The 13,933-nt window shown below is 40.5% G+C and carries 14 protein-coding genes; 7 read left to right on the plus strand and 7 right to left on the minus strand.

Annotated elements, in window-relative coordinates:
* Positions 1 to 13: 13 nt before the first annotated feature.
* Positions 14 to 1,201, plus strand: coding sequence for a Bcr/CflA family multidrug efflux MFS transporter (locus tag PSI22_RS09630; protein WP_273579551.1), 1,188 nt, complete (start codon positions 14 to 16; stop codon positions 1,199 to 1,201).
* 685 nt (positions 1,202 to 1,886) lie between these two features.
* On the plus strand, positions 1,887 to 2,231 hold the full coding sequence (locus PSI22_RS09635) for a YejG family protein (RefSeq protein WP_038193004.1): 345 nt from the start codon (positions 1,887 to 1,889) through the stop codon (positions 2,229 to 2,231).
* A gap of 75 nt (positions 2,232 to 2,306) precedes the next feature.
* Here the strand turns inward: PSI22_RS09635 and mepS are convergent, their stop codons facing one another.
* Both mepS and PSI22_RS09645 read right to left on the minus strand, forming a co-directional pair.
* Positions 2,307 to 2,891: a bifunctional murein DD-endopeptidase/murein LD-carboxypeptidase gene (mepS, locus tag PSI22_RS09640; RefSeq protein ID WP_273579552.1), complete on the minus strand. Its 585-nt coding sequence runs from the start codon at positions 2,889 to 2,891 to the stop codon at positions 2,307 to 2,309.
* Between the two features lie 343 nt (positions 2,892 to 3,234).
* On the minus strand, positions 3,235 to 3,939 hold the full coding sequence (locus tag PSI22_RS09645) for a phosphatase PAP2 family protein (protein ID WP_273579553.1): 705 nt from the start codon (positions 3,937 to 3,939) through the stop codon (positions 3,235 to 3,237).
* Between the two features lie 468 nt (positions 3,940 to 4,407).
* Here PSI22_RS09645 and PSI22_RS09650 point away from each other — a divergent pair, with 468 nt between their 5' ends.
* Positions 4,408 to 4,710: a YmdA family protein gene (locus PSI22_RS09650; RefSeq protein ID WP_273579554.1), complete on the plus strand. Its 303-nt coding sequence runs from the start codon at positions 4,408 to 4,410 to the stop codon at positions 4,708 to 4,710.
* Positions 4,711 to 5,032: 322 nt separating this feature from the next.
* On the plus strand, positions 5,033 to 5,344 hold the full coding sequence (locus PSI22_RS09655) for a YmdA family protein (RefSeq protein ID WP_273579555.1): 312 nt from the start codon (positions 5,033 to 5,035) through the stop codon (positions 5,342 to 5,344).
* A 69-nt stretch (positions 5,345 to 5,413) separates the two neighbouring features.
* Here PSI22_RS09655 and yeiP read toward each other — a convergent pair whose 3' ends face one another.
* The 3 genes from yeiP to PSI22_RS09670 all read right to left on the minus strand — a co-directional run bounded on the left by yeiP (position 5,414) and on the right by PSI22_RS09670 (position 7,960).
* A complete protein-coding gene (yeiP, locus tag PSI22_RS09660) occupies positions 5,414 to 5,986 on the minus strand; it encodes an elongation factor P-like protein YeiP (RefSeq protein WP_273579556.1) in 573 nt (190 codons plus the stop codon).
* Between the two features lie 130 nt (positions 5,987 to 6,116).
* Entirely contained in the window at positions 6,117 to 7,361 is a 1,245-nt protein-coding gene (gene mtr, locus PSI22_RS09665) for a tryptophan permease (protein WP_273579557.1), read from the minus strand.
* Between the two features lie 179 nt (positions 7,362 to 7,540).
* Positions 7,541 to 7,960 carry a nucleotide triphosphate diphosphatase NUDT15 gene (locus PSI22_RS09670; RefSeq protein WP_273579585.1) on the minus strand — a complete coding sequence of 140 codons (420 nt, stop codon included), beginning with the start codon at positions 7,958 to 7,960 and terminating at the stop codon, positions 7,541 to 7,543.
* A 246-nt stretch (positions 7,961 to 8,206) separates the two neighbouring features.
* Between PSI22_RS09670 and fruK the strand changes: the two genes are divergently transcribed.
* Positions 8,207 to 9,145, plus strand: coding sequence for a 1-phosphofructokinase (gene fruK, locus PSI22_RS09675; RefSeq protein WP_273579558.1), 939 nt, complete (start codon positions 8,207 to 8,209; stop codon positions 9,143 to 9,145).
* Here the strand turns inward: fruK and nfo are convergent, their stop codons facing one another.
* Complete coding sequence (nfo, locus tag PSI22_RS09680) at positions 9,146 to 9,988, minus strand: deoxyribonuclease IV (RefSeq protein ID WP_273579559.1); 843 nt, start codon at positions 9,986 to 9,988, stop codon at positions 9,146 to 9,148.
* Positions 9,989 to 10,090: 102 nt separating this feature from the next.
* The gene (locus PSI22_RS09685) at positions 10,091 to 11,173 is read right to left on the minus strand and encodes a YeiH family protein (protein ID WP_273579560.1); all 1,083 of its coding nucleotides are present in this window, start codon (positions 11,171 to 11,173) and stop codon (positions 10,091 to 10,093) included.
* Between the two features lie 190 nt (positions 11,174 to 11,363).
* Between PSI22_RS09685 and yieE the strand changes: the two genes are divergently transcribed.
* Positions 11,364 to 12,227, plus strand: a complete 864-nt coding sequence (yieE, locus tag PSI22_RS09690; RefSeq protein WP_038182388.1) for a DNA-binding transcriptional regulator YeiE — start codon at positions 11,364 to 11,366, stop codon at positions 12,225 to 12,227.
* 168 nt (positions 12,228 to 12,395) lie between these two features.
* Positions 12,396 to 13,883 carry an amino acid permease gene (locus PSI22_RS09695; protein WP_273579561.1) on the plus strand — a complete coding sequence of 496 codons (1,488 nt, stop codon included), beginning with the start codon at positions 12,396 to 12,398 and terminating at the stop codon, positions 13,881 to 13,883.
* The last annotated feature ends 50 nt before the right edge of the window (positions 13,884 to 13,933 follow it).

Genomic DNA, 13,933 nt, shown 5'->3' on the forward strand with positions numbered 1-13,933 from the left:
CGGGAGTTAAAGCGTGCAACAACAACGATTATCCTATTTGGGGTTAGTCTTGATCCTTGGTTTGCTTTCTATGTTGATGCCATTGGCAATTGATATGTATTTGCCGAGTATGCCAACGATTGCCACCAATTTTGGCGTCGATGCCGGTCGAGTACAAATGACGCTGAGTAGTTACATTTTGGGTTTTGCCATTGGGCAGATGGTCTATGGGCCAATGTCAGATAGTCTGGGACGTAAACCAGTCATTGTGGGTGGTGTGATTGTTTTTGCCATTGCTTCTGCTGCGTGTGCTTTGTCACAAAATATTGATACCTTTATTTCCATGCGCTTTCTGCATGGGTTTTCTGCTGCAGCAGCAAGTGTTGTGATCAACGCCTTGATGCGAGATATGTTCACGAAAGATGAATTTTCCCGCAGTATGTCTTTTGTGACCTTGGTGATGATCATTGCGCCGTTGTTGGCTCCCATGTTAGGTGGGTTGATGATGGTATGGTTCAATTGGCATGCTATTTTCTGGTCAATCTCGATTGCTGGAGTGATAACCGCGTTTCTTGTTGCTTTCTTTATCCGGGAAACATTACCGAAAGAGAGAAGGCAGCGATTCAATCTAAAAACTATTTTTAACCAGTTTGCTATGTTATTTCGGCAGCGTCAGGTGCTGTTTTACATCTTGGCAAGTGGATTTTCTTTTGCAGGCATGTTTTCTTTTCTTAGTGCCGGTGCATTTGTTTACATTGACTTGAACGGGGTTTCTGCACAACATTTTGGTTATTATTTTGGGTTGAACATTATTTTTCTGTTCATTATGACCATGATTAATAGTCAATGTGTCCGCAAATATGGCGCATCGAAAATGCTGCATTTTGGCGTGTTTGTGCAATTTGTCATGGGTTTGTGGTTATTGTTTAGCACTGTACTTGATTTAGGGTTTATTTCTCTTGTAATTGGTGTTGCAATTTATATCAGTGGGATTTCCATGATCACTTCTAATGCTATGGCTGTTGTTCTGGACGATTATCCTCATATGGCTGGAACGGTTGCATCACTGGCTGGAACTATTCGTTTCAGTATTGCTGCTCTGGTGGGCGCAATTTTGTCTTCAGTATCTGCAAAAAGCGCATGGCCGATGGTGGGCTCAATGGCATTATGCGTAATATTGGCAATGTTACTTATTATTTATGCGAATAAGGCCAAAAAATAAAATAATCAGAGGGGCTATCAGGTAGCATAAGGTAGCCTCTGTTTTTTTAATTCATATATTGCTTCCTTACACTTGCCGTACTGCCTATCTCCACATTAAAAAAATCATAGAGTTATTCCAATATTTTTTTATCCTGTCCTGATAGTGGCTGGATTTAGATATAATCCCCAAAAATCTTGAAATAGCAAAAGAAGTTATTGATTTTTTGGGTAGACAAAAAATACCGATCAATCAGCAGACAAATGTAGACATTTGTTAATTTGATGATGCTAATCAATATTGGGTTGTTGATTTTTTGTTAACTTCATGCCATTGGATTCATGACTATAGATTAAAATGGTTTTATTGTTAATTAACTGATTGTAATATAAAAATATTATTTTTTACAGTACGTGGCATGGCTTAATACACACAGATATGTAAATGAAATTTGAATGAGAAGTTGCTTATTTGCATAAAAATAAGTTGAATTTTTTACCTAAACAGTATAAATATATACAAAATGCGAGTTTGATCTCATTTTTCTAAAATGGAAGATGAAAATCGTGTGATAAATCGGATTTTATTTTAACTTTTTGTTTACTTTTTTGTTTGCTTTTTGTTGGGGGGTTATTCGGTTTTGATGAATCGATAGCCTACAGCTGGTGGTTAGATGTATTAATGTTGTTTCTGATAGGAATAATACGTGGATAATATCCAACTTTCGGTAGTACATAGACTGCCGCAAAGTTATCGGTGGTCATCTGGCTTCGTTGGTACGAAAGTTGAAATTTTACCAACAGAAGAAACAGATATAGGAAATAGCCTGATGGGGCTGAAATTGTTAAGCCATGAAGGTGAAAATGCTCGGGTTATTTTGCATAGTTTGAATCAATCTATTGCTGATATGCAAATATTGAGCGCAGTAATTGAGTGGGAAGGTGAGCCATGTTTGTTTTTTGCTAAAGAGGATGAGAGTGCAGTGATATGTCGGCTCAAGACATTAGGTGCTGCGATTGCAGAAAACATAACGGCGTTGTACCCACTTTAGTGGATAACAATTGGATAAAAAAACGCTTCCCTTTGGAAGCGTTTTTTTATGTCTGCAAGGGAATTAAGCTTATAGTCAGGAGACTTTGTTCACATCTCGCAGAACTCGTCTTGCGCCGTAGTACCGTTTAGTCCAGTAGGTATCGGTCAATTTGGAAACGATCACTCCATTACTGGTCGAGGCATGTACAAATTGGTTATTGCCGATGTAAATACCAACATGGCGCATATAAATACCTGTTTTGAACAGAACTAAATCACCTGCCCGTAATTTAGAACGGCTGACGGTTTGGCCAATTTTTTGCTGCTCTGATGTAGAACGTGGTAGATCTATATCGAACTGATCATGGAAGGTACGTTGGACAAAAGCAGAGCAATCAATGCCGCGCTTTGTATTCCCACCAAGCCGATAGGCAACACCTTTCCAGTCTGCATATTGGTTAAGGATTTTGGATTTAGTATCCAAATTTTTAACTAGAGTCTCAAACTCATCCTGAGACGCTTGCAGTAAGAAATGCTTTTGGCTGTTTACTGCATGAGTATCCGCTTTTTTACTACGCATTTGGGAGTCTGGCGAACTACATGCGGTTAGTACCACTGCCGCGAGAATTGCAGGTATTAGCCGCAATATGTATCTCAGTATTGGTTGAGACTTGACCATTATATTGATTTTCCCTTGCAGCCCTTAAAGTGACTTATCGCCATCATGGAAACACTAAACGTTTTAAAGCGTAGTCAGAAGATGGTGAATTAACAAATTTTCTGTCCCTAAAGTGTGCGAAGCAACACATTTTATTAATATCTTTACAAAACATGTTATTTTAATAATAGGGTACAGTGAAGAGTACAGAAATGATGAGTAAAAAGCGAGATACAAAAAGCGTTCTTTACAAAAAATTAGATTAGGAACTAAGGAGTTAGAATGATTGTTGCTATTTTATACCTGTTTGGTAAAAATTGTGTAGTTTTGAGGAGATAAGCAATATCTCCTCATCATTACTATTTTAATTAGTACGCCTAATATACGGCAGTTTTTTATCCAGCCATGTTGCCATAATATCGCTTAAGGGTGTCAGTAATACCCAGCTCATTCCAATTAATGTCAGGGATAATGAACCGATAGCAATATCTGTAAACCAATGAGCACCTGCCATAATGCGCGGGAGGGCAAAGGTGATCATAATCAGCAGGGCAATGAAAAATGCGCCGCGAGAGATATAGCGAAGAATAAAACAACTAAAAATCAATAGCATTAATCCATGATCACCAGGGAAACTGTTTTTGGAAGAATCTTTTGTATGCCAACTTATCATGTCGTCCACGCGATTAATATTTTCGAATGTTAATGTTGGGCTTGGGCGGCTGACGGGGATTTTGTGGCCTATTTGATTAATAATGACAGCAGTGACTAACATTACCAGCCCTATCATGAAAAGACGGCGTTTACCCGCATAGTCCTGTTTGCGAAATGCGCTGTAATAGAGTAAGCCCATACACAGAAGTGATATGACATCAAATGTCCTGATATTCACGATGGCGACAAACAGTGCAAATCTGGAATTTGGAAGCAGTTTTTCATTAAAGAAATGAAAAATAGCTGCATCAATGTGAAACCAAAAACCGTGATTCTCAGGCAAGTACCATGAGAAAAACAGGGCGATACCGAGCATATTAAGTATAAATATAGATAATGGATTACTGCGGGTCATGAGATACCTATTTAAAACGAAAGTAGATTTTGGTAGTCAAATTAACTGGGTGAGTACTATAGCAAAATTTATAGCAAAGAGTAATCGCTCTGGCACGTCGTTGCTAACGCATGGAGATATCAGCATATTTATACAATTTGCAGGCTGGCGTAGCTATCATTAGTATGTAAATAATTTCGTAATATCGGAAAAATAGCTAAATCCCTACTTCGGTACCGATAATATATATTTGTCTCAATTTTGAGCACTGACTATTATTAAATAACTACAAATTGGTTTTACCATATCCTAACTTGTTAGAATATTATGTCGAATTGTGGTCTGTATAAATAAAAACTATAAAGAAATTGTTTCATTTTCCGTTATATCGTTATATAGATAGCAGAGCGTTGTACCATTATCTGGCTTTCTAATTTAGCGTGGGGCTAAAGCTGAAAAAAAGATAATAATATCTGTAGTGGAGGTTAAATGCTTATGTTACGAAAAATGACGACTTTTTTATGTACATCCTTGTCTTATCCTGTAATGGCGTATGATCTACCATCCTCAAGTTCTGGATCTATTCAATTTTATGGCGCTATTGTTGAGTCTCCATGTCAGTTTAATTGGGATGAAGAACGTACTGAACTAACCTGCTGGAACAATGGCGAACAGATTAATCAAGATAAAAATATAGAATATCAAAAAAATAATGACTACCTATTACCAAAGCATATTGGAATAAAAGAAATAAGGTGGATGGAAGAAAACAAAAAGTTAGCAAGAAGTTAGCAATTGTCACTGTCATTTATCACTAAAAATCATATAACACCTTTCTAATCATATTGTTTATTTAATCTATAAATATAAGTATAAGTATAAATATTAATTGTAAAATTTTTTTATAATTTTGTTTAAATAATAGTTATTAATAATCGACTTGTAAATCACTTAATAAAAGTAATGTCTTTTTTTGAGCTAAAAATTCATTTTTGATATGAATCAATAAAAAGTGTCAATGTTGTATTTTTTTTCATGTGAAATAATTATGATGGAGATGAAGGAATAAAGGTAACTGAGTTTTAGTTAATGGAAAAACGAAAGTGAGGTGACCATGCAAAATTATCTTAAATTGTTAATTAGCTGTTTGTTGGTTTCATGGATATCTTATGGATATGCGCAACCTACCGGAGGACAAATTCAGTTTTCAGGTTCTATTGTTGACCCAGGATGTCAAGTTGTCGTATCGAATACTCAGGCCAATATCTCTTGCTATCGGTTGGGGAAAAACCTCACTGTAAAGCAAATCATTTCAACTCACAAAACAACCGGCGAGGTCATGCTTCCTGGCAATATAGGCGTTTCCAGTGTGAAGTGGACTGATAGTCAAAAACGTGTGGCGATCGTTAATGTGGATTACTTCTGATTTTAATAGGTGATGAATTGCTCTTTCCCTTTTGATAAAAAGAGCAATTCATATTTTAAGGATATAGAATTAATCACAACGTCCCATATAACGACGTTCTGCAATGTGAATGCGGATTTTTTCGCCTGAACTCAGGTATTCAGGCACTTGAATAGTGAGTCCTGTACTCATTTTAGCGGGTTTTGTACGAGCACTTGCTGATGCTCCTTTAATACTCGGCGTGGTTTCTTCAATGATCATATCAACAGTTTGTGGTAATTCGAGAGCCAGCAATTGCCCATCCATTGTCAAAACTTGCATTCCCGGCAAACCTTCTTCAGGAATAAACAGTAATTCTTCTTCGATTTGATTTTTCTTAAAGTGATAAGGGGTGAAATCTTCATCATCCATGAAGATATATTCATCACCATCAATATAAGAAAAATTGACACTGCGGCGGGTCAATGTGATGGTTTCGAGAATATCATCACCTTTGAAGCGCTCTTCCACTTTCTGACCAGTTCTAACATCAGTAAAGCGCATCTTATACAGTGTGCTGGCACCACGCGCACTGGGTGTCTGAATATCGATGTCTTTAACTAATAATAATTTTCCATTGTGACTGATTGCAGTTCCGCGCTTAATTTCATTGGCTTTAGCCATAGATACCTTCCGTAAAAATAAGGAAATAATGGAATGAATGTTGAAGTGGCGACAAAATTACTCGCAGTCAGCGCATTAGGCAAGAGATGATATGAAAACCCCAGTAAAAATACTGAGGCATGGGGACACATCAATGATAAGCAGGTAATACATCAAATAGGGAGAGAATGTGAGCTGTAGCATTTATCAGTCCGAACAGAATGATAAAGACAATCAGGAAATTACCGCCGGGAGCCTGATAGCTGGCGTTTGGATAGCGCAAACGGCTAGCACGAGCCATCAGGGCTGGAACGATAACCGCCCAAATCGTTGCCGCTAGCCCTGCAAAGCCGATCGCATATAGGAAACCGTTCGGAAAGATTAACGCCAGTACTGTTGGTGGAATGAATGTCACCAGTGCGGTTTTAAAACGACCTTTTCCACTGTCGTTGAATCCGAAAAAATCAGCCAGATAGTCAAACAGACCCAGAGATACACCCAAGAATGAACTTGCCAATGCCATATATGAGAAGGTATTTAAAAGTTGGGCTACGGTAGTATTATTGGACGTATTATCCATCTGTTGCAGTAAATTAGCGATATTACCCCCATCGGCGATGATCTGCTTGAAGGCTTCACGGGGAATATTTCCCTGAATCACATACTGCCACAAAATGTAGATGACCAATGCGATTAATGTGCCGTAGAACAGGCTGTGTGCAACGGCTTTACTGTCTTTATGGTAATATTTCACCAGACCCGGGACATTACCGTGATAGCCAAATGAGGCCAGCAGATAAGGTAGCGCCATGAAAGTATATGGTAAATAGCTGGCTTCAGTATTGGCTTGATCAAATAAGACCGTTGATTTGACTTCGGTAAACATGCCTCCAACTGACATGATAAATGTTATTACCATGCCGCCTATCAAAATGGTACTTAAGCGATCAACTGCTTTGGTGGACATCCAGACAATAAAGGCAACGATCAGTGCAAACAGCAACCCAGTTCCTGATTGAGGCAGGGGAAGGAGATGCGTAATATTATGAAACAAAATCGAGCTGCCAGCTGAAACATAAGCATAGGTCAGGATATACAAAACGAAGGCGATAGATAAACCATTGAGGGTACTCCAACCTTTACCCAGTAAATCTTTAGTAACAGTATGGAAACTAGAGCCAGACGGATAATTCAGATTAGCTTCCAGAATCATTAAGCCAGAGAAGTACATACATGCCCAAGTATACACCAGCAAAATTATTGATCCTGTAAACCATACGCCTGAAGTAGCAATAGGAATGGAAAACATACCTGCACCGACAGCAGTACCGGCAATGATCATTGCGCCTCCAAGTATGGAGGGACGTTTTAAACTTTGCGTTACCTCAATGGTCATATAGACTCCTAATTAATAGTACTACCTTGTACTAGCTTGACGATACGTTAATGAATGATATGTGTAAACAAATATTTATGGATGATAAGTAAATTCCTTTTGTTGTATTTTTCATACAAATGTGGGAGCAGGTTATATAAAATAACCCGCTTGAAAAGCATTTGAGAAGATGGGTTGTTTTAAGCGATAAGATAGAGTTTTTCCATTTGCCATAGCTTGATGGCATTACGGCTGGCTTCAAAGTGGGGTTCTGGTAGCTGATTAGGATCACACCAGATTAACTGCTCACATTTTTCAGGTTCCATTAGTTGTGGCTCGCCTCCAGGGTGATGTGCCAATAAACAGACAGAAACTGTATGTTTTCCTTCTTCATGGTAGGTTTCGAGGTTATTGCAGACGCCATAGACTTTAGGATCTTGAATCGTTAATCCAGTTTCTTCTTGAATTTCCCGGATGGCGCATTCTTCAAAAGTTTCACCTGGATCGACGTGCCCACCAAAGATTGACCAATAGGGTGCGTGCTTGCTGGTGCGTTTTCCCAGCAGGACTTCACCTTTATCATTAATAATGATGACACCAACTCCGACAACAACTGACACTGTATATTCCTCCGGCTGGAACTTATTCATGATGATGATGAAGATAGATTTTAAATTATCTGTAGTAGTTTTATTTTCGTCATCTGACGAAAAATCTTCTTTCGGCATATTTTTACTTTTGGATCGAGATAACACAACGATCAATCAAGTGGTAATTTTAACTGAAACGATTCAATTTTGATGTTATAAATAACAGAGAAATCTTAATATTACTTATGATTGTTTACTCAGGAGACACCGGGCAAGATGAGTCGTCGAGTTGCCACAATTACTTTAAATCCAGCTTATGATTTAGTTGGCTTATGCCCAGATATTACCAAGGGAACAGTTAATCGCGTACAGACCGCAGGGTTGCATGCTGCTGGTAAAGGGAACAATGTTGCGAAGGTGCTGCGTGACTTGGGCATTGACGTTACGGTCAGCGGTTTTCTGGGACGAGAAAATCAGGAAGGATTTCAGCAGTTCTTTGGTGAAAACAACATGGTAAACCGCTTTCATTTGGTCTCAGGCCGAACGCGTATCAATGTGAAATTGACAGAAAAATACGGTGAAGTGACGGATTTCAATTTTTCAGGTTTCCATGTGACAGCAGAAGAGTGGAACCATTTTGTCAGTGATTCTCTCGACTGGCTGAGGCAGTTCGATATGGTGGTGGTCAGTGGTAGTTTGCCAGAGGGCATTTTACCGGAATCATTTGCAGATTGGATGCTGCAATTGAAACAGCGTTGCCCCTGTATCATTTTTGACAGCAGTCGGGAAGCCTTTGTTGCTGGTCTGGAGGCGTCACCGTGGCTGGTAAAACCTAATCGTTATGAATTGGAAATTTGGGCTGGTAAGCCATTGCCTGACTTGGATAGTGTGATTAAAGCCGCCCATGAATTGCGTAATAGAGGGATTGCCCATGTCGTTATTTCATTGGGAGAGCAAGGGGCGTTATGGGTCAATGCCTCAGGCGCATGGCTGGCAAAACCACCGCATTGTGAAATAGTCAGTACTGTTGGGGCTGGAGACTCGATGGTGGGAGGATTAGTTTACGGCTTATTAATGCGTGAAACCAGTGAACACACTTTGCGTCTGGCAACCGCAGTTTCTGCACTTACGGTCAGCCAGCCGAATGTAGGGATCAGGAGCCGCACTGAACTTGCATCAATGATGTCAAAGATCGAGCTGACTTCTTTCAGGTAATCAATTCTGTTGGGATTTCAGCCAAGCAATTTCCTGATCCCAGATGCTTGGATTGATCGTTTCAAGAACCAATGGAATGCCATTGAAACGGTCATCTTTCATAATGTAGCTGAACGGCGTATTGCCAATATTGCCTTCTCCAAGGCTATGATGGCGATCAACACGACTGGAAAATTCGCTTTTAGCGTCGTTGAGATGCATAGCTCGCAGGTACTTGAACCCAACAATTTTATCGAATGCCTCGAAAGTTGCTTCGCAGTCTTTTTCCGTGCGTAAGTCATAACCTGCCGCAAAAGCATGGCAGGTATCAATACAGACGCCAACACGGTTTTTATCTTCAACACCTTCAATAATGGTTGCGATTTGTTCAAATTTAAAGCCGAGATTGGTTCCTTGACCGGCAGTGTTTTCAATGACAGCGGTTACACCCTGTGTTTTGTCCAGCACGATATTGATAGACTCGGCAATTCGGGCGAGGCATTTATCAATATCGATTTTTTTGAGATGACTTCCTGGATGGAAGTTAAGTAAATCAATGCCTAGTTGTTCACAACGCTGCATTTCATCAAGAAAGGCGGAGCGGGATTTTTCCAGTGCTTCCGCTTCGGGATGACCAAGGTTGATCAGGTAACTGTCGTGGGGAAGGATTTGTTGGCTGCCATAGCCATAACGTTCACAATTGGCTCTGAACTTATCAATGACATCTGCCGATAACGGTGGGGCATGCCATTGGCGCTGATTTTTCGTGAACAAGGCGAAGGCGGTTGCCTGTAACTCATGCGCTCGGATCACCGCCTGATCAACACCACCAGCAGCGCTCACATGGGCTCCAACAAATTTCATATTTTTTCCTCTTCTAATTTTGTTTTACTATTATGGCATTGTTCATCTTGCCAATAAAATCTCTGTCAGAAACAGAGAATGCAACTTGGCGTTTGTTCCCACTTAACCCAATAAATGTTGGATTCCTTGATTGACGATTAATCCTCCAGCCATCAGCCAAATAAACAGGAAGAATGCCAGCAGAATCGGCTTAACTCCAGCCTGACGAATGGTGCTGATATGAGTCGTTAAACCTAATGCAACCATTGCCATCGCTAGCATGATGTTATCGGCGGTAATGATATGTTTGATAAGGGAGCCAGGTAATAAATGAAAAGAGTTTAGACCTGCTGTAGCAATGAAAAATATAGCAAACCACGGAATGCTGATCGGGGATTTATTTTGATCACTACCAAAGTTTTTAGCCTCCATCCGACTAATATAACCAGAGAGTAGTAACAGAAAGGGAGCCAGCATCATGACACGGATCATTTTGCTGATGACGGCTGCATTCCCGGCATTGTTGCCTAATGCATGCCCAACAGCAACGACTTGAGCGACTTCGTGAATCGTTGAACCAGAAAGGATACCGAATGTTTCTTGAGAGAAAGGAAGCCATTGGTAATGGGCATTGAGCTGGTAAAACCATGGATAGATAAATACTGCGAGCGTCCCGAAAATTACCACGGTAGAAACTGCAACAGCCACTTTACTGGCAGATGCCTTAACCACTGGCTCGGTTGCCATGATGGCTGCGGCTCCACAAATACTGCTCCCTGCACCAATCAATACTGCGGTTTGACTATCCAAGCCCAAAAAGGTCCGTCCAAGCCATAAGGAGATGAAAAAGGTGGAAGAAAGCATAATGGCATCAATCAGTAACCCTGTTGCACCAATATCTGTGATTTGTTGGAACGTTAGACGAAAGCCGTAAAGGATGATACCAGCGCGCAGCAGGTAGTATTTAGCGAAATGAACCCCTTTATCACAAGTGGGCTTCAAGAGAGGATAAAACGTATTTCCGACAATAATCCCCAAAAGAATTGCAAGTGTCAGGGCACCTAATCCCATATTGATAAACCACGGCATGCCGCCTACATGGATAGCGATTGCAGTCAGAACTGCGGTTAGTGTGAATCCGGGAATTAATATCAGTACCGGATTGTGCTGGGGACTGTCGATTCTGCCAAGTTGACTTTCAGACATTATTGCTACTCATATTGCTTATGTATTTTGAGAATAAGCATATGCCAAGCTTTTTAATCAATAAAATTGATAATATTTATATATATAACCAGTAAAATGGATTAATTAAGTGTGACTTTTGTTAAGTTGCTTAATACTGTCTAGAATCAAGATTATCTTACACTTTTATTTTTGCTTCCCGCGAGGCCATATGCGTATCACTCTGAGACAACTGGAGATTTTTGCAGAAGTTCTGAAAAGTGGTTCAACGACACAGGCTTCTCAGCATTTAGCGTTATCACAATCTGCGGTGAGCGCTTCACTGACGGATCTCGAAGGGCAATTGGGTGTGCAGCTTTTTGATAGAGTAGGAAAGCGGTTAGTGACCAATGAACATGGCCGTTTGCTGTATCCCAAAGCATTAGCATTACTTGAACAGGCTGGTGAAGTAGAACAGCTTTTTAAACTGGAATTGGGAGCGCTGCGGTTAGCGGCCAGCAGCACCATTGGCAATTACATGTTACCTGAAATGCTGTCGAAATATCGTCAGGACTATCCTGATACACCATTGGAATTGAATATCAGTAATACCGAAGATGTCATAAAGGCGGTTGTCGAATTTCGCGTCGATTTAGGATTGATTGAAGGCTTATGTCACAATCCTGAATTGATTACCCAACCGTGGATGGAAGATGAGTTGATTATCTTCTGCTCACCGAAAAATTCACTTTCACAGCGTGACTTTACTGTGGAAGATTTGATTAAAGAGCCTTGGATATTGAGAGAGAAAGGTTCAGGCACAAGGGAAGTGCTGGATCACCTTTTGTTCTCGCAAATGCCTCGATTCAATATTGCGATGGAATTGGGAAATTCGGAAGCGATTAAACATGCAGTTCAGTATGGTATGGGCATCAGTTGCCTTTCGCGGCGGGTCGTCCAAGAGCAATTGAAAAATGGCACATTAGTTGAGTTGGTGATCCCTGAACTGAATCTTTATCGTACACTCTATCTGATTTATCACCGTCAGAAACATATGTCCAATGCACTACAAAAATTGTTGAGCTATTGTAAATAATAACGATCTAGTATGCCTACATGGAACTAGTAATACGAAAATAATCGTGTAGCTTATAATCGGCGGTCAATTATGAAGGTATCTTATAATCGCTAATCGCCGCTATTCTCGATACGGGGATTTGTTACAATTCCACATTAGAACTACTTTCAATGATATAGGGATAGAATGTCTCAAGAACAAAGCACACCAAGGGATCAGGCTCCAAGAACCCTGCGCCGTGAATTAAAAGCGCGACATATGGCGATGATTGCCATTGGAGGGTCAATTGGCACAGGGTTATTTGTTGCTTCCGGTGCAACAATTTCACGGGCGGGTCCTGGTGGAGCCTTACTTTCCTATGCATTAATTGGCCTGATGGTTTATTTCCTGATGACCAGCTTGGGCGAATTGGCAGCTTACATGCCAGTTTCGGGCTCATTTTCAACTTATGGCTCCAAATATGTTGATGAAGGTTTTGGCTTCGCGTTGGGATGGAACTATTGGTATAACTGGGCCGTTACGATAGCTGTTGACCTTGTGGCAGCACAGTTGGTCATGGGGTACTGGTTCAATGATGTACCGGGTTGGGTATGGAGTGCGTTGTTTCTTGGCATAATTTTCCTGCTGAACTTCATTTCTGTTAAAGGTTTTGGTGAAGCTGAATACTGGTTTTCCCTGATCAAAGTCTCTACGATTATTGTCTTCATTATTGTTGGTATTTTGATGATCACCGGTATCATGAAAGGTGCTGAAGGTGCGGGCTGGCAGAATTGGCAAGTGGGTGATGCACCATTTGCCGGTGGGTTTGCTGCCATGATTGGAGTGGCAATGATTGTCGGTTTCTCATTTCAGGGAACCGAACTGATTGGTATTACGGCAGGGGAATCAAAAGATCCGGCGAAAAATATTCCGCGAGCTGTACGCAAGGTATTCTGGCGGATCTTATTATTTTATGTTTTTGCCATTTTGATTATCAGCTTGATCATTCCTTATACTGACTCCAACTTATTGCGTAATGATGTGAAAGATATCAGTGTCAGCCCGTTCACGCTGGTATTTGAAAATGCAGGGTTGTTATCTGCGGCTGCGGTGATGAACGCAGTGATATTGACGGCTGTACTTTCAGCGGGAAATTCGGGAATGTATGCTTCTACCCGCATGTTGTTCACGTTGGCGAGGGAAGGTAAGGCCCCTAAGATTTTTGGTCATTTGTCACAAGGGGGCGTTCCACGTAATGCACTTTACGCGACTACTGTGGTCGCAGGGTTGTGTTTCTTCAGTTCAATGTTCGGCAACCAGACTGTATATCTGTGGCTATTAAATACCTCAGGTATGACAGGGTTTATTGCGTGGCTTGGGATTGCAATCAGCCACTACCGTTTCCGTAAGGGTTACATCGCGCAAGGACGGGACTTGAATGAGCTACCCTATCGCTCAGGTTTTTTCCCTATCGGGCCGATTTTTGCGTTTGTGTTGTGTTTAATGATCACATTGGGGCAGAACTATCAGGCGTTTTTGCAAGATAATATTGATTGGTACGGTGTAACTGCGACTTATATCGGTATTCCGTTATTCCTGATTATCTGGTTCAGCTACAAACTGAAAAAGAAAACGCGGTTTGTTAGATGTAGTGAGATGGAATTTCCATCGTTAAAACTTACAGACAATGAATAATTTGTTAATAAACATCAACAAATTGATATTTATTAATTAACTTATTATTA

The sequence above is a fragment of the Xenorhabdus aichiensis genome, assembly GCF_028598775.1.
In the GTDB taxonomy this organism is placed as follows: Bacteria; Pseudomonadota; Gammaproteobacteria; order Enterobacterales; family Enterobacteriaceae; genus Xenorhabdus; species Xenorhabdus bovienii.